Source organism: Rhodococcus sp. WMMA185, from assembly GCF_001767395.1.
GTDB lineage: Bacteria > Actinomycetota > Actinomycetes > Mycobacteriales > Mycobacteriaceae > Rhodococcus_F.
Genome location: NZ_CP017014.1, coordinates 1,880,882 through 1,904,492, shown reverse-complemented (window position 1 = coordinate 1,904,492; position 23,611 = coordinate 1,880,882). Strand labels below are relative to the sequence as shown.

At 64.4% G+C, this 23,611-nt stretch carries 22 protein-coding genes; 16 read left to right on the top strand and 6 right to left on the bottom strand.

Features of this window, described 5'->3' with window-relative positions; genetic code table 11:
- Positions 1–40: 40 nt before the first annotated feature.
- Positions 41–949, bottom strand: coding sequence for a RecB family exonuclease (locus tag BFN03_RS08395; RefSeq protein ID WP_070378637.1), 909 nt, complete (start codon positions 947–949; stop codon positions 41–43).
- 96 nt (positions 950–1,045) lie between these two features.
- Here BFN03_RS08395 and BFN03_RS08390 point away from each other — a divergent pair, with 96 nt between their 5' ends.
- From BFN03_RS08390 to BFN03_RS08315, 16 genes are all read left to right on the top strand, one after another.
- The gene (locus BFN03_RS08390; protein WP_070380735.1) at positions 1,046–1,900 is read left to right on the top strand and encodes a tRNA (adenine-N1)-methyltransferase; all 855 of its coding nucleotides are present in this window, start codon (positions 1,046–1,048) and stop codon (positions 1,898–1,900) included.
- Positions 1,901–2,110: 210 nt separating this feature from the next.
- Positions 2,111–3,886, top strand: coding sequence for a proteasome ATPase (arc, locus tag BFN03_RS08385; protein ID WP_070378636.1), 1,776 nt, complete (start codon positions 2,111–2,113; stop codon positions 3,884–3,886).
- Positions 3,887–4,153: 267 nt separating this feature from the next.
- Entirely contained in the window at positions 4,154–5,497 is a 1,344-nt protein-coding gene (locus BFN03_RS08380; RefSeq protein ID WP_084385550.1) for an MFS transporter, read from the top strand.
- Between the two features lie 74 nt (positions 5,498–5,571).
- Positions 5,572–5,949 carry a nitroreductase family deazaflavin-dependent oxidoreductase gene (locus tag BFN03_RS08375; RefSeq protein WP_070380734.1) on the top strand — a complete coding sequence of 126 codons (378 nt, stop codon included), beginning with the start codon at positions 5,572–5,574 and terminating at the stop codon, positions 5,947–5,949.
- Between the two features lie 73 nt (positions 5,950–6,022).
- On the top strand, positions 6,023–7,522 hold the full coding sequence (dop, locus tag BFN03_RS08370; protein ID WP_070378634.1) for a depupylase/deamidase Dop: 1,500 nt from the start codon (positions 6,023–6,025) through the stop codon (positions 7,520–7,522).
- Between the two features lie 170 nt (positions 7,523–7,692).
- On the top strand, positions 7,693–7,887 hold the full coding sequence (locus BFN03_RS08365) for a ubiquitin-like protein Pup (protein WP_070378633.1): 195 nt from the start codon (positions 7,693–7,695) through the stop codon (positions 7,885–7,887).
- Positions 7,884–8,768 (top strand): proteasome subunit beta, encoded by an 885-nt coding sequence (prcB, locus tag BFN03_RS08360; protein WP_070378632.1) that lies wholly within the window; start codon positions 7,884–7,886, stop codon positions 8,766–8,768. Before BFN03_RS08365 ends, prcB begins: the two co-directional genes overlap by 4 nt.
- A complete protein-coding gene (prcA, locus tag BFN03_RS08355) occupies positions 8,765–9,547 on the top strand; it encodes a proteasome subunit alpha (protein WP_070378631.1) in 783 nt (260 codons plus the stop codon). The genes prcB and prcA overlap by 4 nt, the downstream gene beginning before the upstream one ends.
- A gap of 87 nt (positions 9,548–9,634) precedes the next feature.
- Positions 9,635–10,993 (top strand): Pup--protein ligase, encoded by a 1,359-nt coding sequence (pafA, locus tag BFN03_RS08350; RefSeq protein ID WP_198163430.1) that lies wholly within the window; start codon positions 9,635–9,637, stop codon positions 10,991–10,993.
- A 78-nt stretch (positions 10,994–11,071) separates the two neighbouring features.
- A complete protein-coding gene (locus BFN03_RS08345; RefSeq protein WP_070378629.1) occupies positions 11,072–12,061 on the top strand; it encodes a helix-turn-helix transcriptional regulator in 990 nt (329 codons plus the stop codon).
- Positions 12,058–13,035: a helix-turn-helix transcriptional regulator gene (locus BFN03_RS08340; protein WP_070378628.1), complete on the top strand. Its 978-nt coding sequence runs from the start codon at positions 12,058–12,060 to the stop codon at positions 13,033–13,035. Before BFN03_RS08345 ends, BFN03_RS08340 begins: the two co-directional genes overlap by 4 nt.
- Positions 13,032–14,096: a 2-dehydropantoate 2-reductase gene (locus BFN03_RS08335; protein ID WP_070378627.1), complete on the top strand. Its 1,065-nt coding sequence runs from the start codon at positions 13,032–13,034 to the stop codon at positions 14,094–14,096. The genes BFN03_RS08340 and BFN03_RS08335 overlap by 4 nt, the downstream gene beginning before the upstream one ends.
- 78 nt (positions 14,097–14,174) lie before the next feature.
- Positions 14,175–14,444 carry a Sec-independent protein translocase subunit TatA gene (gene tatA, locus BFN03_RS08330; RefSeq protein ID WP_070378626.1) on the top strand — a complete coding sequence of 90 codons (270 nt, stop codon included), beginning with the start codon at positions 14,175–14,177 and terminating at the stop codon, positions 14,442–14,444.
- Positions 14,445–14,515: 71 nt separating this feature from the next.
- Positions 14,516–15,556 (top strand): twin-arginine translocase subunit TatC, encoded by a 1,041-nt coding sequence (gene tatC, locus BFN03_RS08325; RefSeq protein WP_070380733.1) that lies wholly within the window; start codon positions 14,516–14,518, stop codon positions 15,554–15,556.
- Positions 15,557–15,574: 18 nt separating this feature from the next.
- Positions 15,575–18,307 carry a DEAD/DEAH box helicase gene (locus BFN03_RS08320; protein ID WP_442971877.1) on the top strand — a complete coding sequence of 911 codons (2,733 nt, stop codon included), beginning with the start codon at positions 15,575–15,577 and terminating at the stop codon, positions 18,305–18,307.
- A 101-nt stretch (positions 18,308–18,408) separates the two neighbouring features.
- Entirely contained in the window at positions 18,409–19,047 is a 639-nt protein-coding gene (locus BFN03_RS08315; RefSeq protein WP_070378624.1) for a DUF4333 domain-containing protein, read from the top strand.
- Between the two features lie 86 nt (positions 19,048–19,133).
- Here the strand turns inward: BFN03_RS08315 and BFN03_RS08310 are convergent, their stop codons facing one another.
- The 5 genes from BFN03_RS08310 to BFN03_RS08290 all read right to left on the bottom strand — a co-directional run bounded on the left by BFN03_RS08310 (position 19,134) and on the right by BFN03_RS08290 (position 23,578).
- Positions 19,134–19,868, bottom strand: coding sequence for a S1 family peptidase (locus BFN03_RS08310; RefSeq protein ID WP_070378623.1), 735 nt, complete (start codon positions 19,866–19,868; stop codon positions 19,134–19,136).
- Positions 19,869–19,907: 39 nt separating this feature from the next.
- Entirely contained in the window at positions 19,908–20,660 is a 753-nt protein-coding gene (locus tag BFN03_RS08305) for a S1 family peptidase (protein WP_070378622.1), read from the bottom strand.
- Positions 20,661–20,708: 48 nt separating this feature from the next.
- Entirely contained in the window at positions 20,709–21,434 is a 726-nt protein-coding gene (locus tag BFN03_RS08300) for a S1 family peptidase (protein WP_070378621.1), read from the bottom strand.
- A 353-nt stretch (positions 21,435–21,787) separates the two neighbouring features.
- Positions 21,788–22,504, bottom strand: coding sequence for a S1 family peptidase (locus tag BFN03_RS08295; RefSeq protein ID WP_157109580.1), 717 nt, complete (start codon positions 22,502–22,504; stop codon positions 21,788–21,790).
- 117 nt (positions 22,505–22,621) lie between these two features.
- Positions 22,622–23,578 (bottom strand): 5'-3' exonuclease, encoded by a 957-nt coding sequence (locus BFN03_RS08290; RefSeq protein ID WP_070378619.1) that lies wholly within the window; start codon positions 23,576–23,578, stop codon positions 22,622–22,624.
- Between the last annotated feature and the right edge of the window lie 33 nt (positions 23,579–23,611).

Below are 23,611 nucleotides of genomic sequence, written 5' to 3'. Positions count from 1 at the left end.
CTCCCTCGAAGCGGCCGGGCGGCCACGAGAGAGTCGGAGCTCATTCGACAACAACCTCTTCGAAACCGGGTTGCGCTTGCGGCGGTCCCCCAGGCCATCCCGGGTATGGGGGAGGCGTTCCCCCGAACGAGGGGCACCGGGACTTGTGATCACACCACTCGCAGAGTCGACTCGGATTGGGCCGGAAATCGCCCGTTGCGCCTGCCGTGACGATGGCCTTCCAGATCGCTGAGAGCGTGCGCTCGAACCGTAGGAGCTCGTCCTCGTCGGGTGCATAGGTCAGCACCGTGCCCGACCCGAGATACAGCAGGCGCAGTTGCGTGGGAACGATGCTCCGGGTGCGTAGCAGGACCAGCGCATAGAACTTCATCTGGAACAGTGCCTTGGGCTCGGACATCTCTCGCGGAGCGCGTCCGGTCTTGTAGTCGACCACCCGCAGTTCCCCGGTGGGGGCGACGTCGATTCGGTCGACGAATCCGCGGAGCGGCACGCCGTCGTCGAGTTCGGTCTCGACTCGGAGCTCGCACGACTGAGCCTCGAATCGCGTGGGGTCTTCCATCTCGTAGTAGGCGTTGACCAGCGAGCACGCTTCGTCAAGGAACGCGTCGACCTCGTCCTCGGGCACCAGATCGGTGAGGTCGGGCGATTTGGCGAGCATCTGCTCCCAGGATGGGCGCACCAGAAGGACCGCAGTTTGCGGCACCCGCTCGGGGGCAGGCAATCCGAACAGCGTCTCGAGCGCCGCATGGACGAGAGTGCCCTTGAGTTGTGCCCGCGTCGGCACCTCGGGGAGTCGGTCGACGGCACGGAACCGGTACAGAAGTGGGCACTGTTTGAAGTCTCCGGCGCGGGACGGGGAGAGGGCGGGCCGCCCGCGGGTGGCAGAAACGTCGCCGACCTGTGGTGGGGAACCCATTGTGGCGGGGGCTGACGACTCTGAGATGCTCACACCTGGCAGGGTAGGCCCTGGGTCCGACAGTCAAGTCGCGACGCAGGTGCGGGCGCCGGAGTGGCGCCGGACGGACAGTCTGAGGAGTCGGTGACGATGGTGGGACGCGAAACGCGACCGAGCGGACCGTTTCGGGTGGGCGATCGTGTCCAGCTGACGGATGCGAAGGGGAGGCGCTACACCGTCAATCTGGAGGCGGGGAAGGAATTCCACACCCATCGTGGTGGCATCTTGCACGATGACCTGATCGGAACCGACGAAGGCAGCGTGGTCAAGTCGACCAACTCCACACCGTATCTCGCGTTGCGGCCGCTGCTCGTCGACTACGTCCTGTCCATGCCTAGAGGCGCACAGGTCATCTACCCCAAGGACGCCGCCCAGATCGTCCACGAGGGCGACGTCTTCCCTGGCGCCCGGGTGCTCGAGGCTGGGGCAGGGTCGGGGGCGCTGACATGCTCGCTGCTTCGGGCGGTCGGGCCGGAGGGTCGGGTCATTTCGTATGAGGTACGTGAAGACCATGCCGACCATGCGGTCCGGAACGTCGAGACGTTCTTCGGGCAGCGACCGGAGAACTGGGATCTGACGATCGCCGACGTCGCCGAGTTCGACGCCGAGGCCGCGGGCGGACAGGTCGACCGGGTCGTCCTCGACATGCTGGCGCCCTGGGATGCGCTGCCCGCCGTGTCGAAGGCTCTGGTGCCGGGAGGTGTCCTCGTCGTGTACGTGGCGACCGTGACGCAACTGTCTCGGGTCGTGGAGGCCATGCGTGATCAGGAGTGCTGGACCGAGCCGCGGTCGTGGGAGTCGATCGTCCGCGGATGGCACGTCGTGGGGCTAGCGGTGCGCCCGGAGCACAGGATGCAGGGACACACCGCGTTTCTGGTAAGTGCGCGGCGACTGGCCGAGGGAACCGTCACCCCAAAGCCTCAGCGCCGATCCGGCAAGGGGTGACCTGTTACCTGAGGGGCACGGATTATCACGACGAATTCGTTGGTTGTGCAGAAGAAAGGAACTCGCGCAGCAGATAGTAGGGCACGATGTTGGATTCGGTGACCGGGGCGCGGTGTCGTATGCCAATTCGCAATCGGCAGAATCCGTGTCACGGAGCAGAACACGGGCCGTCCCGGTAGCGTTGATAGATCTCAGTGGGAGGAGACGCACATGAGCTCGACAGAGAACCCCGATCCGGTTGCGGCTGCACGAGAGCTCGAGGCGTTACGGGCGGAGGCGTCGGCACTACGCAGGCAGCTCGCGGAGACTCCGGAACAGCTTCGTGAGATGGAATCCCGAGTTGACTCGCTGTCCATCCGCAATACCAAGTTGATGGACACCCTCAAGGAAGCACGTCAGCAGCTCGTTGCGCTTCGGGAGGAGGTCGATCGCCTTGGCCAGCCCCCGAGCGGCTACGGCGTTCTCCTCGGCGTGCACGACGATCAGACGGTCGATGTATTCACATCCGGTCGCAAGATGCGGTTGACCTGCTCACCCAATGTCGATGCCGAGACTCTCAGTCTCGGCCAGACGGTGCGCCTCAACGAGGCACTCACCATCGTGGAGGCCGGTACTTTCGAGCGTGTCGGGGAGATTTGCACGTTGCGCGAGGTTCTCGACGACGGTCAGCGCGCGCTCGTGGTGGGTCACGCGGACGAGGAGCGGATCGTCTGGCTGGCCAAACCCCTCGCAACCGTCGTAGCCGACAGCGAGAAGGAAACGATCGCGTACGACGCGGACTCGCCCACCCGCAAGCTGCGCCCGGGTGATTCCCTGCTGGTGGACTCGAAGGCCGGCTACGCGTTCGAACGAATCCCGAAGGCCGAGGTCGAGGATCTGGTCCTGGAAGAGGTCCCGGACGTGCACTACGACGACATCGGTGGCCTCGGTCGGCAGATCGAGCAGATCCGGGACGCCGTCGAGTTGCCATTCCTACACAAGGATCTGTTCCACGAATACGAACTCCGGCCACCGAAGGGTGTGCTGTTGTACGGTCCACCCGGCTGCGGCAAGACGCTCATCGCAAAGGCGGTGGCCAACTCGCTGGCGAAGAAGATCGCGGAAGCCCGGGGGCAAGACAGCAAGGAAGCCAAGTCCTACTTCCTCAACATCAAAGGTCCCGAACTGCTGAACAAGTTCGTCGGTGAGACCGAGCGGCATATTCGGCTCATCTTCCAGCGGGCCAGGGAGAAGGCGTCCGAAGGCACTCCCGTGATCGTGTTTTTCGACGAGATGGATTCGATTTTCCGCACTCGCGGATCGGGTGTCTCCTCCGACGTCGAGACGACCGTCGTACCACAGTTGCTCAGCGAGATCGACGGCGTCGAGGGGCTGGAGAACGTCATCGTGATCGGTGCCTCCAACCGCGAGGACATGATCGATCCAGCGATTTTGCGTCCTGGCCGTCTGGACGTGAAGATCAAGATCGAACGCCCCGACGCGGAATCGGCGCAGGATATCTTCTCCAAGTACCTCGTCGAGACACTTCCGGTACACACCGACGATCTGGCGGAGTTCGGGGGTGATCGCACCGCCTGCATCCGGGTGATGATCGAGCGGGTTGTCGACCGCATGTACGCCGAGAGCGAGGAGAACCGGTTCCTCGAGGTCACTTACGCCAACGGCGACAAGGAGGTCCTCTACTTCAAGGACTTCAACTCGGGTGCGATGATCCAGAACATCGTCGATCGCGCCAAGAAGTACGCGATCAAGTCGGTACTCGACACCGGTGCCCCGGGACTGCGGGTCCAGCACCTGTTCGATTCGATCGTCGATGAGTTCTCGGAGAACGAAGACCTGCCGAACACCACCAACCCGGACGACTGGGCGCGCATCTCGGGCAAGAAGGGCGAGCGGATCGTGTACATCCGCACGTTGGTGACCGGCAAGAACGCGAGCGCGAGCCGCGCCATCGACACCGAGTCCAACACAGGTCAGTACCTGTAGCTCGTCTCATATCGCCGCGGGAACTCGAGCGCGGTGCCGGATCGGGCCTCGAACGCCGAACTCGGGAGTGCGCGATGCGCTGCGCCGGGCTGCCCCCGGTTCTGTGGTAGGTGTGGATCTGTGATGCTCATCAACCGCGAACCCCCTTTTCCCGCCCCACATAGCTGACCGTGGCGTGTGGGCGGGAAAGGAGTCGCGGTGCCCATCAGCAACGCTCGCACTCGAGGGCGATCTCAGGCCTCGCGCACTCGTGCAGGAGATGCGACTATGTTCGCGGCTCTTCTGCTCAGTGTGCTTGCCTTTCAGCTCAACTCGACGATGATCTCCCCGGCGATCCCGGAGATGGCGCGGTCGTTGGGGACCTCCGTAGACCGTGTCGCACTGTCCCAGACCCTGTTCTTTCTCGTCGCGGGGATCGCCGGCGTCGTGTTGTCCCGGTTCAGCGATTACGCCGGACGGCGCACTGTCCTCATTTGGGTTCTCGCGGCAATGTGTGTCGGCACCCTGATTGCCGTTTTCGCCCCCAATGTCTGGGTGCTGATCGTCGGTCGACTGATTCAGGGCGCTTCCGGGGTCACCTTTCAGATCGCCTACCTGGTGTTGCACGAGACGATGACACCCACCCAGTTCGGTGTCGCGCTCGGGGTGATCATCGCGGCCAATGGCGGCGTCGCCGGTGTCGATGGGCTCGTCGGCGGGATTCTCTCCGACACCCTGGGCTTCCGGGCCATCTTCGCTGTCATCGCGGCGTTGAGCCTGTTGGCGATAACACTTGCGGCCAGATACGTGCCCGGGACCATGCGTCGCTCTGCAGGGAGAATGGACTGGTTGGGTGCGATTGTGCTGTCCGCGGCCCTCACCTGCTTGAGTGTCGGACTCACGAACGGTTCGGCGAACGGCTGGACCAGCAATTGGGCGAGGATTCTCCTCTCCGGAACGATTCTGTTGGCGGTGGTGTTCTGGCACGTGGAAAAGCGGCGGCGCGACCCTCTGATCGCAGTGAAGCACCTGCGTTCGCGCCAGGTCTGGCCGATCATGGTGACGACGCTGTTTACGCTTGCCGGGTTCTTCGTCGCGATCAACATCACGGTTATCCTCCTGAGCCAGGACCCGCTCAACGGTTATGGCATGAACGCCACGATGTCCGGTTTGTTGTTCCTCGTACCGCTGTCTCTGATCGGATTCTTCTTCGGGCCCTTGACCGGGTGGTGGGCGCCTCGTGTGGGCTGGCGTCTGGTGCTACGGATCGGTCTCGTTGCGAGTATCGCAATGCTTGTCGTTGCCGCGATTGTTCCGAACCAGCAGTGGATCGTCTTCGTAGCGTTCGCCGCGCTGGGGGTGTCTTACAACGGCTTGACTCTGACCACCGTCAACGCGCTGGGTGTCATCCTTTCGCCGAAAGAGAGCCCTGGCGCGCTGCCCGCGTTCAACGGGGCTTGTTTCACCACGGGCGTTGCTGTGGGGATCGCGCTGGTTGCGCCGACTGCGGGCGCCGGCACGCTGTCCGGATACCAGAACGCACTGTGGATCTCCGTTGCGCTCGGTGCGGTCGCGCTTGCGGCCTCTCTTCTGGTGAAGGCGCCATCCGAGATCGAGGGAGAACGCGTGTGATCATGGCCTGAGAACACCGACCGAGGATCGGTATCGTCGAGATCAGGTAGTCCAGGGTCCGAAGGGGGATGGTCATGGTCTTACCGCGTTCGATGGCCCGATTCAACCGTGTCGCGACCAACCAGTTGACGCGCGGCGCCGCGAAGTACCTGCCCGGTTTCGCCGTCGTGGAGCACCGTGGGCGTCGATCGGGTAGGGCCTACCGCACCCCGGTCAACGTGTTCGTCGAAGGCGGCCACTATCGGTTCGCGCTTACCTACGGCGACAACAGTGATTGGGTGAAAAACGTGGTGGGGGCCGGTGGTTGCACGATCGAAACTCGCCATCGGACCGTCGAACTGATCGACCCGAAGATCGTCGAAGACGGCTCCCATGCCTGGGCCCCGCCAGGAGTGCGCACCGTACTCAGGGCGATTTCCGCGGACACGTACTTGGACTGTGTGGAGGCATAGGCGGCAGGCGGGGACGGCTCGCACATCGGGGAGTGCACCATGAGAGCGGCGGGTGATCGCATAGGCTCGCAACATGCAGCGGATCATCGGGGTCGAGGTCGAGTACGGAATATCTTCACCCAGCGAGCCTTCGGCCAATCCGATCTTGACGTCCACCCAGGCGGTGCTGGCGTATGCGGCGGCGGCCGGTGTGCCGCGAGCCAAGCGCACGAGGTGGGACTATGAGGTGGAGTCCCCGTTGCGCGATGCGCGCGGATTCGATCTGGGTAGGCTGAGCGGTCCGGCACCGGTCATCGATGCCGACGAGGTCGGCGCAGCCAACATGATCCTCACCAATGGTGCGAGGCTGTATGTCGATCACGCACACCCCGAGTACTCGGCTCCGGAGGTCACGGATCCTCTCGACGCCGTCATCTGGGACAAGGCCGGCGAGCGTGTGATGGAAGCGGCGGCGCGGCACGCCTCGAGCGTCCCCGGCGCGCCGCGACTTCAGTTGTACAAGAACAACGTAGACGGCAAGGGTGCGTCTTACGGCACCCATGAGAACTACCTCATGTCCAGGGCAACTCCGTTTTCTGCGGTGATCAACGGGCTGACGCCCTTTTTCGCATCCCGCCAGGTGATTTGCGGCTCGGGCCGGGTAGGGTTCGGCCAGTCCGGTGACGAGGCCGGGTTCCAGTTGTCGCAGCGCGCCGACTACATCGAGGTCGAGGTCGGGCTCGAGACCACGCTCAAGCGGGGGATCATCAACACCCGTGACGAACCTCACGCGGATGCGGACAAGTATCGGCGGCTTCACGTCATCATCGGCGACGCGAATCTCGCCGAGATGTCGACCTACCTGAAAGTGGGTACGACAGCGCTCGTACTCGATCTCATCGAGGCCGGTATCGATCTCACTGACCTGCAATTGGCCCGTCCGGTCACGGCGGTGCATCACATCAGTCACGATCCCACGCTCCGCGCCACGGTCGCTTTGGCGGACGGTCGTGAGTTGACAGGGCTTGCCCTGCAGCGGATCTACTTCGACCGCGTCGCGAAATTCACGTCGGCCGAAGGCAACGACGACCCCCGAGTCACGGACATCCTCGAGAAGTGGGCGATGGTGCTCGACCTCCTCGAGCGAGACCCTATGGAATGCGCTCACCTCCTGGACTGGCCGGCGAAGCTTCGCCTCTTGGAGGGCGTACGTAGCAGGGAGGGCCTTGGCTGGGCCGCACCGAAACTGGGCCTGATCGACCTGCAGTACTCCGATGTCCGTCTGGACAAGGGCCTGTTCAACCTCTTGGTGTCGCGGGGCTCGATGGAACGGCTGGTCACCGAGCAGCAGGTCCTCGACGCCGTGGACTCGCCCCCTACCGACACGCGCGCATACTTCCGCGGTGAATGCCTGCGCAAGTTCGGTGCCGATATCGCGGCGGCGAGCTGGGATTCGGTGATCTTCGACTTGGGTGGCGATTCGCTGGTACGCATCCCCACCCTCGAGCCGCTGCGAGGCAGCAAGGCGCACGTAGGGGAGTTGCTCGAGTCTGTTGAGACGGCGAAAGACCTAGTCGACGAGCTCACGAACTGAACGGTTGACCGAATTTGGACGGATTCGCACCGAACTCTCCGTCGCGTCGGCGCCCGCAAGGCGTCGCCGCTCGGTAGGGTGAAGGTCCGAGCGGATGAGCTAGTCAGACTGCTTGGCGGGACAGGACGCTCGGAAAGATGAGCTCCCTTTGAACAAGGAGGTCGGCGGCGATGGCACAAGAGCAGACCAAGCGAACTGGCGGCGGTGACGAGGACGACACCCCTGGTGGGGATGGATCGGCTGGTCAGGAACGTCGTGAAAAACTGGCCGATGACACCGACGATCTTCTCGACGAGATCGACGACGTGCTCGAGGAGAATGCCGAGGACTTCGTCCGGGCCTACGTTCAGAAAGGCGGCCAGTGACGGCGGATCGACCGGCACTGCAGATCGGCGACACAAGGCTCAGTTTCGGTTCGAATCTGTCCTCGTTCACCGAGTACCTACGTGGTCATGCGCCAGAAATGCTGCCGGAGAACAGGATCGACCATCGTTCGTATTCGATGACGACACGGGGTGGTGACGGGATGGGGAGCGGTGATCTCGCTCCGCACGGAACGACTATCGTCGCGCTCACCTACAAAGGTGGCGTCGTCCTTGCGGGCGACCGTCGCGCGACACAGGGGAACTTGATCGCGAATCGTGATGTGGAGAAGGTTTATGTCACTGACGACTACTCCGCGGCCGGTATAGCCGGTACCGCGGGGATCGCCATCGAACTGGTTCGGTTGTTCGCTGTCGAACTCGAGCACTACGAGAAGATCGAGGGTGTTCCGCTGACCTTCGACGGCAAGGCCAACCGCTTGGCGTCGATGGTCCGAGGCAACCTCGGCGCTGCGATGCAGGGCCTCGCGGTGGTACCCCTCCTCGTCGGATACGACCTCGACGCCACAGACGATGCGCACGCAGGCCGGATCGTGTCGTACGACGTCGTCGGTGGACGGTACGAGGAACGCACCGGATATCACGCCGTCGGCTCGGGGTCGTTGTTTGCGAAGTCGGCGCTGAAGAAGCTCTACGTGCCCGACAGTGACGAAGAGACGGCCCTGCGCGCGGCGGTCGAATCGTTGTACGACGCCGCCGATGACGACTCGGCGACTGGAGGCCCGGATCTGTCGCGGGGCATTTATCCGACAGCGGTCACGATCACACGGGCCGGAGCGGTGCACGTACCGGTGGAGACGACGTCCGAGTTGGCTCGCAGCATCGTCGCCGAGCGAAGCGAAGAAGGGGGGTCTGCGCGATGACCATGCCGTATTACGCCTCGGCCGAGCAGATCATGCGGGACCGCTCGGACTTGGCGCGCAAGGGAATTGCCCGGGGACGCAGCGTCGTGGTGCTCACCTTCCACGACGGTGTGCTCTTCGTGGCGGAGAATCCATCCACCGCCCTGCACAAGGTCAGCGAACTGTACGACCGTCTCGGGTTCGCTGCCGTCGGGAAATACAACGAGTTCGAGAACCTGCGGCGGGCGGGGATCGTGCAGGCCGACATGCGCGGCTACTCCTACGACCGCCGCGACGTGACGGGTCGATCGCTGGCCAACGCCTACGCACAGACACTCGGCACGATCTTCACCGAGCAGCCCAAGCCGTACGAGGTGGAGATCTGTGTCGCGGAGGTCGGGCGTGCGGGCGGCGAGAAGCCGCCTCAGCTGTATCGCATCACCTACGACGGATCCATCGTCGACGAACAGCATTTTGTCGTGATGGGTGGCACGACCGAGCCGATCGCGGCTGCCATGAGCGAGTCGTATCGGCCCGACCTCGACCTCGAGGCGGCTGTCGGGGTAGCGGTCGCAGCGCTCCGTCACGGTGGTTCGAGTGAGGGCGAGGAACGAGAGGTCGACGTCGCCAGCCTCGAGGTAGCCGTGCTGGATCAGTCGCGGCCGCGTCGAGCGTTTCGCCGGATCGTCGGATCGGAACTCGAACAGTTGCTCCCGGAGGTGCCCAAGGATCTTCCGGGGCCCGCTGCCGAATCGAAGCCGGATACCGAAGCGAAGCCGAGCGATACTACCGATGAGTAGCTGCGGGTTCGCCGGCCCGGTGTAAGTGTGCGGTGCTACCGGAGGGTTTTCCTCTCCGGTGGGTGCCCGGCGTTGTACTGTCGAGGTGTGCAGCGGCGAATCATGGGAATTGAGACAGAGTTCGGCGTGACCTGCACCTTCCATGGTCACAGGCGGCTGAGCCCGGACGAGGTCGCGCGCTACCTGTTTCGTCGGGTGGTGTCTTGGGGCCGCAGTTCCAACGTATTCCTCCGCAACGGCGCCCGCCTGTATCTGGACGTGGGATCTCACCCCGAATACGCGACTGCCGAGTGTGACAACCTCATCCAGTTGGTCAACCACGACCGAGCGGGCGAACGGGTGCTCGAGGAGTTGCTGATCGACGCGGAGCAAAGGCTCGCCGAAGAAGGCATCGGCGGTGACATTTACCTGTTCAAGAACAACACCGATTCTGCGGGCAACTCCTACGGCTGCCATGAGAACTTCCTCGTGGCCCGTGCCGGCGAGTTCTCCCGGATCTCGGATGTGCTGTTGCCGTTCCTCGTCACACGACAGTTGATCTGTGGCGCGGGCAAGGTCCTGCAGACGCCGAAGGCGGCCACCTTCTGCCTGTCGCAGAGGGCCGAGCACATCTGGGAGGGAGTCTCGTCGGCGACGACTCGGTCGAGGCCGATCATCAACACCCGTGACGAACCTCACGCCGACGCGGAAAAGTATCGCCGCTTACACGTGATCGTGGGCGATTCGAACATGTCGGAGTCCACCACCATGTTGAAGGTGGGCACCGCCGCACTCGTACTCGAAATGATCGAGGCGGGGGTGTCGTTCCGCGACTTTGCCCTGGACAACCCGATCCGGGCGATTCGCGAGGTCAGCCACGACATCACCGGTCGGCGGCCGGTGCGCCTGGCCGGCGGCAGGCAGGCCAGTGCGCTCGACATTCAGCGTGAGTATTACGCGCGGGCGGTGGAGCATCTGCAGAGCCGCGATCCAGATCCGCAGGTCACGCAGGTGGTGGACCTTTGGGGACGAATGCTGGACGCCGTCGAATCGCAGGATTTCGCGAAGGTCGATACGGAGATCGACTGGGTGATCAAGCGCAAGCTGTTCCAGCGCTACCAAGACCGCCACGGCTTCGAGCTCTCCGACCCGAAGATCGCGCAGTTGGATCTGGCTTACCACGACATCAAACGAGGTCGCGGCGTATTTGACGTCCTGCAACGCAAGGGATTGGTGAAGCGGGTCGTCGAGGACGAGACGATAGAGGCGGCGGTAAACACTCCGCCGCAGACGACGAGGGCAAAGTTGCGCGGTGAGTTCATCATCGCAGCCCAGGAGACCGGGCGCGATTTCACGGTCGATTGGGTCCATCTCAAACTCAATGACCAGGCCCAGCGGACGGTGCTGTGCAAGGACCCGTTCCGGTCGGTGGACGAGCGAGTGGAGCGGCTGATCGCCTCGATGTAGTTGCGCTCGCCAAGTCTGCGCTTGTCGTGTCAATGCTTGTCACGTCAGTGGCCGGGCTCACCCGATAGGCTTCCGGGCGTGTCGACGTCAAAGATCGAGCGCTTGATGAACCTGGTGATCTGTTTGCTGTCCACCAGGCAGTTCCTCACCGCTGAGAAGATTCGGGAAAGCGTTGCCGGGTACGGCAACTCTGCCAGCGACGAGGCCTTCAGTCGTATGTTCGAGCGTGACAAGAACGAACTTCGAGATCTGGGCATCCCCCTCGAGACCGGACCGGCGTCGCGGTTCTCGACGATCGAGGGATATCGGATCAGTCCCACCGCCTACGGGCTTCCCGACGTCGATCTCAGCCAGGAAGAGTCCGCCGCGGTGGCGGTCGCCGTCCAGTTGTGGAAGTCGCCCGAGCTGGCGGCGGCGGCGCAACGCGCGCTCCTCAAGTTGAAGGCCGCCGGTGTGCAGGTGAACCCGCACTCGGAGGCCACGCCGATCACTGCCGTTCCCGCCCGAACCCGGGGGTCCGAGCCCGCGATGGGCAAGCTCCTGGCGGCAGTGGATGCGGGTCGCGCCGTTCGCTTTCCCCATCGCGGCGCCCCGAACGAGCCGTTCACCGAACGCACCGTCGAACCCTGGGGTGTCGTCACCGCGCACGGCCGCTGGTATCTCGTCGGTCACGACGTCGACCGCGGCGCGGTCAGGACGTTCCGGCTGTCCCGGATCGGAGGCGGTGTGACCGAGTTCGGTCCTTCCGGAGCGGTCCACAAACCTGAAGGTGTCGAGCTCCGCGAGATCGTTGACCGGGCCACCGGTTCGGGTGAGGTCACAGGCACTGCCACCGTGTGGGTGGCCGAGGGCCGCGCTCACGACCTGCGCCGCCTCGCGACGACGACGGCGGACGAAGACATGAATGATCGAACCGGAAGTGTGCTCGAGATTCCGGTCCGTTCGTGGGACTGGATTGCGCGCCTGATCGCAGGGCACGGAGCCGAAGCGCTGGTACTCGCCCCGCCGGAATTGCGCCACAACGTGTTGACGAAGCTGCGAGATGCGGCCGGGAAGGGAGAGCCATGAGCAGCAGATTGTCGACGAGATTGTCCCGGCTCCTGAATCTGGTGCCGTTCTTCATCGCCAACCCGGGGATGAGTGCGGCCGAGGCCGCCGCGGAGCTGGGAGTCACCACCACCCAGCTGATGTCCGACCTCAACCAGCTGTGGGTGTGTGGTCTGCCCGGCTACGGCCCCGGCGACCTCATCGACCTCTCGTTCTCCGAGGAAAGTATCGAGGTGACCTTCTCTGCAGGTATCGATCGTCCTCTGCGCCTGACGTCTACGGAGGCGACCGTGCTGCTGGTTGCCCTTCGGTCGTTGGTGGAGATGCCAGGAATGGTCGACCCGTCCGCCGCACACAGCGCGATCGCGAAGATCGAGGACGCCGCCGGCGCCGCCGCGCGGGGGAGGATTTCGGACCCCGTTGGGCAGGATTCGGGCGAGGACGTCGAGGAGGATCCGATCGCGGCGTCGGTGCGGTCCGCCCTGCATCACCACCGCGCACTGGCGTTGACGTACTACTCGGCATCTCGGGACCGGGTCAGTGAGCGCACCGTGGATCCGGTACGGATCGTGCTGGTCGACAATCACAGTTACCTGCAGGCGTGGTGTCGTCAGGCCGAAGGTGTTCGTCTGTTCCGTCTCGACCGAATTTACGCCGCCACCGGACTGGACGAGCCGTCGGTGCCACCGGCCCAGGCCCTCGAGCCCGATTCGAACCTCGAGCTGTTCAGTGGCGACGCGTCCCTGCCTCAGGCGCGGTTGCACATCGCTGCAGACTGCGTGTGGGTGCTCGACTACTACCCGATGGACACGATCGAGGTCGGCGCGGACGGCTCGGTCGAGGCGAGCATGAGTTACGGGGCGCTCGACTGGATGGCACGGCTGGTGCTGGGCTTCGGTGCGGGAATCACTGTGATGGAGCCACCGGAACTGGTCGACGAGGTGCGTCGTCGAGCTGTCGAGGCGCTGTCGGTGTACGACAGCGTGGACGCATGAGCGGGGGTACGCGTCCGATACGGATCGCCGTCTTCGGCGCCGGCAGCATCGGATGCTATGTCGGTGGGCGACTCGCCGCGGCGGGTGCCGCGGTGAGTCTGATCGGTCGCGAACGTATCGGCAACGAGATACGCGAGCACGGGCTGCGATTGACAGATCTGCGCGGTGCCGACGTGCGCGTCGATGCGGATGCGGTCAGTTTCGCTACCGACTTCGATTCGGTGGATACACCCGATCTCGTCATCGTGTGTGTGAAGTCGGCGGATACCGCCGAGGTGGCCGCGACGCTGGCGTCGGCGATCGACCCCGGTTCCGTCGTGATGAGCGCGCAGAACGGGCTCGGCAACGCGGACGCGTTGCGGGAGGCGATTCCGGAGAACGTCGTTCTGGCAGCGATGGTCCCGTTCAATGTGGTCCGCCGCGGACCCGGGCATTTCCATCAGGGTTCCGAAGGCGACCTGGAGATCGAACGCCATCGGGCCGTTGACGGGTTCGCATCGAGTTTCGCCGCCGCGGGATTGCCGTTGCGCGAGCACGACGAATTCCGTGCGGTGCAGTGGGCGAAGCTGTTGCTCAATCTGAACAATCCGGTCAATGCACTGTCCGATCTGCCCCTCCGCGAGGAACTGTCGCAGCGGCCGTTTCGGCGTGCTTTCGCCCTCGCTCAGCGAGAAGCGCTCGATCTATTGGCCGCGCGGGGAATCGCGGTCGCCAAGCTCACCCCGCTGCCGCCGCATTGGATTCCCCGGCTACTCGATGTCCCGGACTGGTTGTTTCGGGTGGCGGGAAGTCGAATGCTGGCCATCGATCCGCATGCACGGTCATCGATGTGGGACGACCTGGAAGCGGGCCGGCGTACCGAGGTAGATTGGATCAGCGGCGAGGTCGTTCGTTTGGCCGAATCGGCGGGTACGGATGCTCCGGTGAACGCGAGACTTGTCACGTTGATCCGGGAGGCCGAGGCGGGTGGTGAACGGCGGTGGACAGGAGAAGCGCTGGTAGCCGATCTGCGCGCACAACGGAATCCGGGAAACCCCACCGGCAAACGATCGCCGCATTAGTCTGCCGCGGACTTCCGTGAGGCTGGTGCCGGGTATGTCCGGTACCATCGGGAGACCGATCTTCTTTGGAGGTTTCACATGGGAGCTTTGAGCCCCTGGCACTGGGCCATCGTTGCGATTGTCGTCGTCATCCTATTCGGATCCAAGAAGCTGCCCGACGCGGCTCGCGGACTCGGACGCTCGCTCCGCATCTTCAAGAGTGAGGTCAGGGAGATGCAGAACGACGACAGCGAGCCTGCGCCTGCCCCGAAGCAGAGCGCACCTGCCGAACTGCCGGTCGCGGACACCAAGACCGACCCGGTCACCCCGCCGGCGCAGCCGCAGCACAACGATCCCAAGTCGGCTTAGTCCGAGCCGCCTGACGACCGGGGTGAACCATCACCCCGGTTGCCTGCTGACCAAGACTAGGGCGAACTGTGGTGCGAATTCCCTTCGATCCGCGAAACAGTAAGCGGAGGACCAACCCCGACGGCACGATGTCGTTGGTTGATCACCTCTACGAACTGCGCACGCGATTGCTGCTGTCGGTGCTCGGCGTCCTGATGACCACCGTGGTGGGGTTCTTTTGGTATTCCCACCAATTCTTGGGGATCGAAAGTCTCGGTGAGTTGTTGCGAGGTCCCTACTGCTCGCTTCCCGATTCGAGTCGAGCCGAACTCAGCAGCGACGGAACGTGCCGACTCCTCGCGACGGGGCCGTTCGAGCAGTTCATGCTCCGACTCAAGGTCGCGTTGACCGCAGGTATCGTCCTGGCCTGCCCCATTTGGCTGTACCAACTGTGGGCATTCATCACTCCCGGTCTCCATGCGAAGGAACGCCGCTACGCGGTGGGTTTCGTCGCCTCCGGTGCCGCGCTGTTCATCGCCGGTGCCGTATTGGCGTACGTGGTTGTCGCGAAGGCCCTGCACTTTCTGCTGACAATCGGTGACAACGTCCAGATCACAGCGCTCGGTGGCGCTGAATACTTCGGGTTCATCATCAACCTGCTGATCATCTTCGGTGTCAGCTTCGAGATCCCGCTGTTGATCGTCGCCCTGAACGTCGTCGGCGTCCTTCCCTACTCGAGGTTGAAGGCGTGGCGTCGGGGCCTGATCTTTGCACTGTTCGTGTTCGCCGCGATCGCGACGCCCGGGCAGGACCCGTTCTCGATGCTGGCGTTGGCGCTCGCGTTGACGTTGCTGTTCGAAGTCGCGGTGCAGGTTGCGCGCCTCAACGACCGCCGCAAGGCTCGTCGCACGGAGCAGGTGTGGGGATCGGTGAGCGACGATGAATCGTCGCCGATCGACGCACCGTCCGGACTGAGCGAAGAGTTCGATGTCAAAGCGACCGCGGTACCCGAACCCGCCGGTCGGTCTCGACGGTGGCGTAGATCCGGCAAGCCCGGCGCCGCGACCGGCAGCACTGGCATCGACACGAAGGGCGACAACGCACCGGGTCAGGACTTCTCCGACACGCTGTGACAATCTGGCGGGGTGGCAGTGAAACCAGGTGAGAAGGCGGGCGGAACCGAACTCGATGCGTTCTCGGCGCAGCTCGGCTTCGAGCTCGACCGCTTCCAAATCGATGCCTGCCGCGCACTCGAGGGTGAACACGGCGTCCTCGTGTGCGCCCCCACCGGTGCGGGAAAGACGGTTGTCGGCGAATTCGCGGTGCACTTGGCGCTCGCGGCCGGCCGCAAGTGTTTCTACACCACACCCATCAAGGCACTGAGCAACCAGAAATACGCCGACTTGGTGCGCCGCTACGGCAAGGACAGGGTCGGCCTGCTGACCGGCGACTCGAGCATCAACTCGGAGGCGCCGGTGGTCGTCATGACCACCGAGGTGCTGCGAAACATGCTCTATGCGGACTCGCAGACGTTGCGCGGGTTGTCTCACGTCGTGATGGACGAGGTGCACTTCCTGGCGGACCGATTCCGCGGCGCCGTGTGGGAAGAGGTGATTCTGCACCTGTCCGACGACGTCCGTCTCGTCAGCCTGTCGGCGACCGTCAGCAACGCCGAGGAGTTCGGTGCATGGATGGAAACCGTGCGCGGCGACACGACCGTGGTGGTCGACGAGAACCGCCCGATTCCGTTATGGCAGCACTTCCTGGTCGGACGTCGGCTGTTCGACCTCTTCGACGCACGGGCGGGAAACGGGGACGCGCGGAAGGATCTCGTGGTGGACCAAGATCTGGTGCGTCACGTCAAGCAGCGGCAGGCTCTGGACCGGGCGGACTCGTGGGACGCGGGGGGCCGCGGCCGCCGGGGCGGCCGAGGGTTCTCCAGCGGCTTCCGTCCGCTGCCGCGACCGGAGGTGATTGCCCGGCTCGACGACGAGGGGTTGCTCCCGGCCATCACTTTCATCTTCAGCCGGGCGGGGTGTGACGCCGCGTTGGCGCAGTGTGTGCGCTCACCGCTCGATCTGACCACGCCGGAGCAGGTCCAAGAGATCCGGACCATCATCGACGCACATACCGCGGAGCTGCCGAAGGCTGATCTCGAGGTACTGGGCTACCGGGAGTGGCGTAGGGCCCTCGAGCGGGGGATCGCCGCGCACCACGCGGGGATGCTGCCTGCTTTCCGGCAAACCGTCGAGGAATTGTTCGTCAAAGGTCTGGTGCGGGCCGTGTTCGCCACCGAGACACTGGCGCTCGGTATCAACATGCCTGCCCGTACCGTTGTGCTCGAGCGGCTGGTGAAATACAACGGTGAGGCCCATGCCGAACTCACCCCCGGGGAGTACACCCAGCTCACGGGGAGAGCCGGGCGGCGCGGTATCGACGTCGAGGGGCATGCCGTGGTCCTCTGGCAACCCGGCGTGGAGCCGGTCGACGTGGCCGGCCTCGCCTCGACCCGGACGTTTCCTCTGCGCAGTTCGTTTCGACCCGGCTACAACATGACCATCAATCTCGTCGACCGCATGGGTGCGACAGAATCGCGTGCCCTCCTCGAGCGATCGTTCGCGCAGTTCCAGGCCGACCGTTCGGTGGTGGGTCTGATCAGAGGTATCGAACGCAACGAGGCCGCCCTCGTCACTCTCCGTGAACGGCTGGGCGGCGAGGACGGTGAGTATCTCGAGTACGCGCGGTTGCGGGAGGAATTGAGCAGCCGAGAACGGTCACTCGAACGGGAGAACCGAGCGCAGCGCCGCGACACCGCCGTTGCGTCGCTTGTGGCGCTCCGTCGGGGCGACGTGATTTCGATTCCGGTGGGCCGTCATTCCGGCCTGGCCGTGGTACTCGAGCCGGACCGCGATGAGACGGATCCGAAGCCGCTGATCCTGACCGAGGCGAAGTGGGCGGGCAGAGTGTCGGCAGGCGACTTCCCCGAGCCGGCGCAGTCTTTGGGGTCCATGCGGCTACCTCGGCGCTTCGATCACCACACCGCACGTTCGCGACGAGATCTGGCGTCCGCCTTGCGCAGCACCGGTATCGTCGCGCCTGGCCGGCGGAAGCGGAAGAAGTCGGGTTCTGCCCGTGGCGACGCCGAGATCGCTCGATTGCGCCGCGAGATTCGTCAGCATCCGTGCCACAGTTGGCCCGACCGCGAACAACTGAGCCGGATCGGTGAACGCCACAGCAGGCTCGCCCGTGAGACCGAGACCATGCGGCAGAAGGTGGCCGCGACCACGAACTCGTTGGCCCGCACCTTCGATCGCATCTTGTCGCTGCTGGCCGAGCGTGACTACATCTCGGCGGGCAAGCACCCCGAAGCGACCGAACATGGAACGAGGTTGAGCCGAATCTATTGCGAGAGCGACCTCTTGGTTGCCGAATGCCTCAGGCGGGGTGTCTGGAAGGGGCTCGGACCCGCGGAACTTGCGGCCGTGGTCTCCTCGGTGATCTTCGAGTCCCGCCGGGAAGGGGACACCGTCGAGTACGGGTACCCGGGAGCGTTGCAGCGTGCGCTGGACGAAACCGTGCGGGTGTGGCGCGAGCTGCGCGCTGACGAGATCCGGCACAAGCTGCCGCCGACGCGGGAACCGGACCTCGGGTTCGCCTCCGCCGTATTCCATTGGGCGAGCGAGAATTCACTGGTCGAGGCGTTGATAGCGGCGGGGGATCAGGGACGTGCGCTGTCAGCTGGCGACTTCGTCCGGTGGTGCAGACAGGTGATCGATCTACTCGAGCAGGTTCGTTCGACGGCGCCGGACCCCGAGGTCGGCAAGGCCGCGGGTCGCGCGGTGGCGGCCATCCGTCGGGGTGTCGTTGCGGTAGATGCCGCGTGAGATGATCGGCCTGGCTAGATCTGCAAAGCTGTGCGAAGGCACGAAACGTTGGTTGGGCACTACGGTTGATACGACACCGGACACGCGAGCGGGAGGCAACGATGAGCGGCCCTTACGGACCGAATGACCCGAATGGGCAGTGGGCTCAGGGGCAGCAACCGGGTGGGGGCGACCCCGACCAAACCGGCGGCCAGCACTGGGGGCCGCAGTACGGCCAGCAGCCGCCTCCCGGTCAGCCGTGGGGGATGCCGGCACCGGGCCAGCCGCCCTACCCAGGCCAGCAATCCCCAGGCCAGCAACCTCAGTGGGGCCCGCCGCCGCAACCTCAGTGGGGTCAGCAGCCCGGGCAGCAAGCCCCGTGGGGGCAGCCCCAACAATGGGGGCCTCCTCCCGGGCAGCAGCCGTGGGGTCCGCCGCCGACGTCGAAGAACACGAAGTTACCGTGGATCATCGCCGGTGCCGCGGCGCTGATCGTCGTGGTGGGTGTTGTCGTGACGCTCGCGTTCACCGTGTTCCGCACGGACACACTCGATCAGCAGGCAGCAGAGGCGGGCGTCGAACGCATCGTCACCGATTCGTATGGCGCCGAGGATGTTTCGGGAGTCAGCTGCCCATCCGGTCAGGAAGTGAAGAAGGGCAACAGCTTCACCTGCGACCTCGTCGTCGACGGACAGGACATGCAGGTCACTCTCACCTTCACCGACGACAACGGCACCTACGAGGTGAGCCGACCGAGCTAGCGATACCGACGGCCGTCGGTATCGAAGGCGCTGTCAACGCCTCGCCGTGGATCGTTCTTCCGATCCACGGCGAGGCGACGTAACTGCTAACTGCCGAACGGTGAGGTCTCGCCGGGTGCGGCGGGTCCGTCTATGGTCGTCAGCATGTATCCGCCGGCCTTCTCGAGAGCGGCGGACAGCGAGTAGGACCTGCCATAGTCGACGGGGAGCAAGGCGCCGCGTGCCGAGTGAATTCCCAGCGCAGCGTTGTCGCTGGTGCGGATCAGGGGCGCGCCGCTGTCGCCCGGTGCCATCTCGAGATTGGTCCAGATCCAGTCACCGGTGGTAGCTGTGACCACACCGCACTGCCATCCCGAGGTGATCCCGTTGCTGCACACGTCATCGCCCACCCGAGCCTTCCCCACAGACTCCGGCGACACCGTGGCTGAGGCGGCAAACGGCTCGGCCGTTTCGTTCAGTGCGATGGTCGCCCAATCCGGTGAGATGGGATCCCACTTCTCCTCGAAGGAGGACTTGTCGGTCTCGCCGATCAACTTTCCGTCGACATACACCTTCATTCCGGGAAAGGCGCAATGGCCCGCCGTCACCGCCACCGGATCGCCCGACGGAGTCGTTGCGGTAAACGCGACAGTGCACCCCGCCCACGAACCCTCCGGTGTCTCGACAGTGATCTTGGTTCCCGGCGCTACGGGAACCGTCGCTTTCGCTGCCTTCTCGGCCACCTTCTCGTCTGCGGGGGCAGCGGATGCCACCCCGAATCCGAAGCTCGCCATAGTGAGCGCGGCGGCGGTAGTGGCCATGATCTTGCGGGTGTTGCTCATGCAGACCTCATTTCGAGTGTGATCGGACGAGATTCGACATCAGGAACTGCCCAAAGAACCCAGTGGAGATGTCTCGGGTGCGGGGGCGGGTCCGTTGACGGTCGTCAGTTCGTACCCTCCAGCCTCTGAGAGGGCATCCGGCAGCGAGTGAGCCTCGCCCCATGCGGAGTTGAACACCGACACCTCTGCCACGTGAATTCCCAGGGCGGCGTTGTCGCTGGTGCGGATGATCGGCCCGCCGCTGTCACCAGGCGCGTTCTCGAGGTCGTACCAGATCCGGTAGCCAGATACGCCGGTCACTTCACCGCATTGCCATCCCGAGGTCGACCCCTGCAGGCACACCTCATCGCCCACCCGAGCCTTCCCCACAGACTCCGGCGACACCCTGTCCGAAGCAGCGACCGGCTCAGCCTGTTCGTTCAGCGCAATGGTCGCCCAATCCGGTGCAAGGGATCCCGAATCCTCAGTTCGCGACGACTTGTCGGTCTCACCGATCAACTTTCCGTCGACATACATCTCCCATCCGGGGAGAGCGCAATGCGCTGCAGTCAACGCCACCGGCTGGTCCGAGGGGGTAGTCGCGATAAACGCGACCGTGCACCGTGTTCGGCTGCCGTCGGGTTTCTTCGCGATGATCGTGGTCCCCGGCCCCACGAGGATAGCGGCCGAGGCCGCCTTCTCATCGGATGCCGCCTTTCCCTCTGCGGGTGCGGCGGATGCCACCCCGACTCCGAGGCTCGCCATAGTGAGCGCGGCGGCGGTAGTGGCCATGATCTTGCGGGTGATGCTCAAGTGAACCTCTTTGCTCGACGGGTCGGTGGCTGGGAACGATGGGCGCGACTAACTACCGAACCGTGAGGAATCCACGGGTGCGGCGGGGCCGGACTCAGTCGCCAACTGGTAGTCACCGGCCGCTTCGAGAGCAGCGGACAGCGAGTAGGCCGTGCCGTATTCCACGCCCAACATGGTGGCGCTTCCGGAGTAGATCCCTAGGGCCGCGTCATCGCTGGTACGGATGATCGGCGAGCCGCTGTCACCGGGCTCCCGGTGAACGTTGTGCCAGATCATGTCACCCGTGACGGCGGTCACTCGACCGCATTGCCATCCCGTCTTGACCCCGTCCGAGCACACACGATCTCCTACCCGGGCCTTCCCGACCGACGAAGGGGACACCTTGTCTGATGCGGCAACCGCCTGAGCATTTTCGTTCAGCGTGATCATCGCCCAATCCGGTTCGAGGGGACCCCACTCGTCGCGCTCCTCCAGCGACGACTTGTCGGTCTTGCCGATGAGCACTCCGCCGATATATGCCCGTGTTCCTGAGGGAGCGCAATGCCCCGCTGTCACCGCCACCGGTTGGTTCGACGGGGTCGTCGCGATGAACGCGACCGTGCACCAGGTCCAGTCATCGGCTCTCTCGAGGGTGATCTTGGTTCCCGGCCCCACGGAGTAGGCGGCCTGCTCGGCCTTCTCCTCTGCGGGTGCGGCGGAGGCCACCCCGACTCCGAAGCTCGCCATAGTGAGCGCGGCGGTGGTAGTGGCCATGATCTTGCGGGTGGTGCTCAAGTGAACCTCTTCGCTCGACGGTGTGACGGGTGGACAGGATAGCGAAGTCTCAATCTCCGCAATTCGGACACACTCAGGTCACACCGCCTGCGATATCGCATGGGGGCCAAAATTTTCCGGAACATGCGCGGATCCGGCCGAACCGTCGGCCAGGTCCTGTTATCCGTCACAAATCGCCACTGCAGAGTTGAGGCGAGATCTCAGACTTCCTGGCGAGTCCGCAAACCCCGGCATCTTCTCGAGGCGCCCGGCGGTGTGCGCGATACCCACTTGCTCCAACAATTCGCAGGACCGTGCCGGTCGTGTTGTCGTCCAACCGGCACGTACACCGCGCCCAAATCCGTTCAGGGCGACTAACTGCCGAACAGTGAGGATTCTTCGGGAAGGGGGGCGGGCCCGTCGACGGTGGTCAGCAGGTATCCTCCGGCCTTCGTGAGAGCTGCAGGCAGTGAGTACGATTCGGCATAATCCTCGTCGAACCTCCATCCCGAGTGAATCCCCACCGCGGCGTTGTCGCTGGTGCGGATGAGCGGCCCGCCGCTGTCGCCGGGTGCGTGCTCGAGATCGGAGTAGATCCAGTCACCGAGGATGCCGGTCACCTCACCGCATTGCCATCCTGAGGTCGACCCCTGCAGGCACACCTCGTCGCCCACCCGAGCCTTCCCCACAGACTCCGGCGATACCTTGTCCGAAGCAGCGACCGGCTCAGCTCTATCGTTCAGCGCGATGGTCGCCCAGTCGGCTGAAAACCTGCCACCGTCTCTCGATGACGTCTGGTCGGTCTCGCCGATCAACCTTCCGTCGACATACACCTTCGATCCGGGGATTGCGCAATGCCCGGCTGTCAGGGCCACCGGTTGATTCGACGGAGTCGTTGCCGCAAACGCGACGGTGCATCTCCATCGGGAACCATCGGGGTGCTTGACAGTGATGGTGGTTCCCGGCCCCACGGAAGTAGTCGCTGATGCGGCCTTCTCATCTGCGGGGGCAGCGGATGCCACCCCGAACCCGAGGCCTGCAAAGGTGAGCGTGGCGGTGGCAGTAGCGGCAATCTTTCTGGCAGTGCTCAAGTGAACCTCTTCGCTCGACGGGACGATGGGCGAGAATGATAGCGAAGCCCACAATCCTCCCAAATCGGACATACGGAAGTCGGACAGCCTGACTGCCGCCGCAGGAGCGGGGCGATGTCAGGAAGTTCGAGCAGTCGCCGCCGACCTCAGCGCCTTTTCGAGGCGTCCGACGGAGTTCGCGATACCCAGTTCCTCCGACAGTTCGCCGAGCCGGTCCGGGTCTACCGGGGTGGTGGGCAGCGCGTCGTCCCCCGAGAACGAGACATCGGCGTCACGCACCACCTGGACGACCGGAAGCGCGGCGTCCAGGTAGTCGGCTGCGGCTGCGAACTTGGTGCGGACGCCCTTCGCCATTTCGGAGTCGGGATCGAGTGCGGCGGCACGCACGTTCTCCAGCGATCCGTATTTCACGATGAGGCTGGAAGCGGTCTTCTCTCCGACCCCCTTTACCCCCGGCAGGCCGTCGGACGAATCACCGCGCAGGAGAGCAAGTTCCGCGTACGCTTCACCCGCCCGGTCGACGGGCAACCCGTACTTGGCGGCCACTTCCGCCGGACCGAGTAGTTCGGCTTTGGCAAGTCCGCGTCCGATGTAGAGGACCCGCACTGGGACGGGGTCGTCGGCAACCACCTGCAGGAGATCGCGGTCGCCGCTCACGACGACGGTGGTGTCCCGGTCCTCACGGGTCGTGAGGGTACCCAACACGTCGTCGGCCTCGAGGCCCTCTGCTCCCGCCGTCGCGATTCCCGTCGCGGCGAGCACATCCAGGATCATCGCTACCTGTGGAGTCAGACTGTCGGGCACCTCCTCCTCGGCCCCGTCTGACTCTTCGGCGACTCGGTGCGCCTTGTATGTCGGTACGGCGGCCACCCGGAAGGCGGGGCGCCAGTCGAGATCGAGGCACACGGCGAGCCGTGCGGGTTCGAACTTTGCGATGAGGCTCGACAGCATGTCGGTGAAACCGCGAACTGCGTTGACGGGCCGACCGTCGGGCGCCGTAATCGAATCGGGTAGCGCGTAGTACGCGCGAAACCACATGCCGGCACCGTCGAGGAGAAGCAGAGGTCCACTCATGGGCTCATATATTGCCAAAGCGCACTAGCCTGA

Excerpts from the sequence above, each read along its gene's own strand:
- BFN03_RS08390 (WP_070380735.1), top strand. The coding sequence starts at position 1,046 with ATGGTGGGACGCGAAACGCGACCGAGCGGACCGTTTCGGGTGGGCGAT.
- arc (WP_070378636.1), top strand. The coding sequence starts at position 2,111 with ATGAGCTCGACAGAGAACCCCGATCCGGTTGCGGCTGCACGAGAGCTC.
- BFN03_RS08380 (WP_084385550.1), top strand. The coding sequence starts at position 4,154 with ATGTTCGCGGCTCTTCTGCTCAGTGTGCTTGCCTTTCAGCTCAACTCG.
- BFN03_RS08375 (WP_070380734.1), top strand. The coding sequence starts at position 5,572 with ATGGTCTTACCGCGTTCGATGGCCCGATTCAACCGTGTCGCGACCAAC.
- dop (WP_070378634.1), top strand. The coding sequence starts at position 6,023 with ATGCAGCGGATCATCGGGGTCGAGGTCGAGTACGGAATATCTTCACCC.
- BFN03_RS08365 (WP_070378633.1), top strand. The coding sequence starts at position 7,693 with ATGGCACAAGAGCAGACCAAGCGAACTGGCGGCGGTGACGAGGACGAC.
- prcA (WP_070378631.1), top strand. The coding sequence starts at position 8,765 with ATGACCATGCCGTATTACGCCTCGGCCGAGCAGATCATGCGGGACCGC.
- BFN03_RS08340 (WP_070378628.1), top strand. The coding sequence starts at position 12,058 with ATGAGCAGCAGATTGTCGACGAGATTGTCCCGGCTCCTGAATCTGGTG.
- BFN03_RS08335 (WP_070378627.1), top strand. The coding sequence starts at position 13,032 with ATGAGCGGGGGTACGCGTCCGATACGGATCGCCGTCTTCGGCGCCGGC.
- tatA (WP_070378626.1), top strand. The coding sequence starts at position 14,175 with ATGGGAGCTTTGAGCCCCTGGCACTGGGCCATCGTTGCGATTGTCGTC.
- BFN03_RS08315 (WP_070378624.1), top strand. The coding sequence starts at position 18,409 with ATGAGCGGCCCTTACGGACCGAATGACCCGAATGGGCAGTGGGCTCAG.
- BFN03_RS08310 (WP_070378623.1), bottom strand. The coding sequence starts at position 19,868 with ATGAGCAACACCCGCAAGATCATGGCCACTACCGCCGCCGCGCTCACT.
- BFN03_RS08290 (WP_070378619.1), bottom strand. The coding sequence starts at position 23,578 with ATGAGTGGACCTCTGCTTCTCCTCGACGGTGCCGGCATGTGGTTTCGC.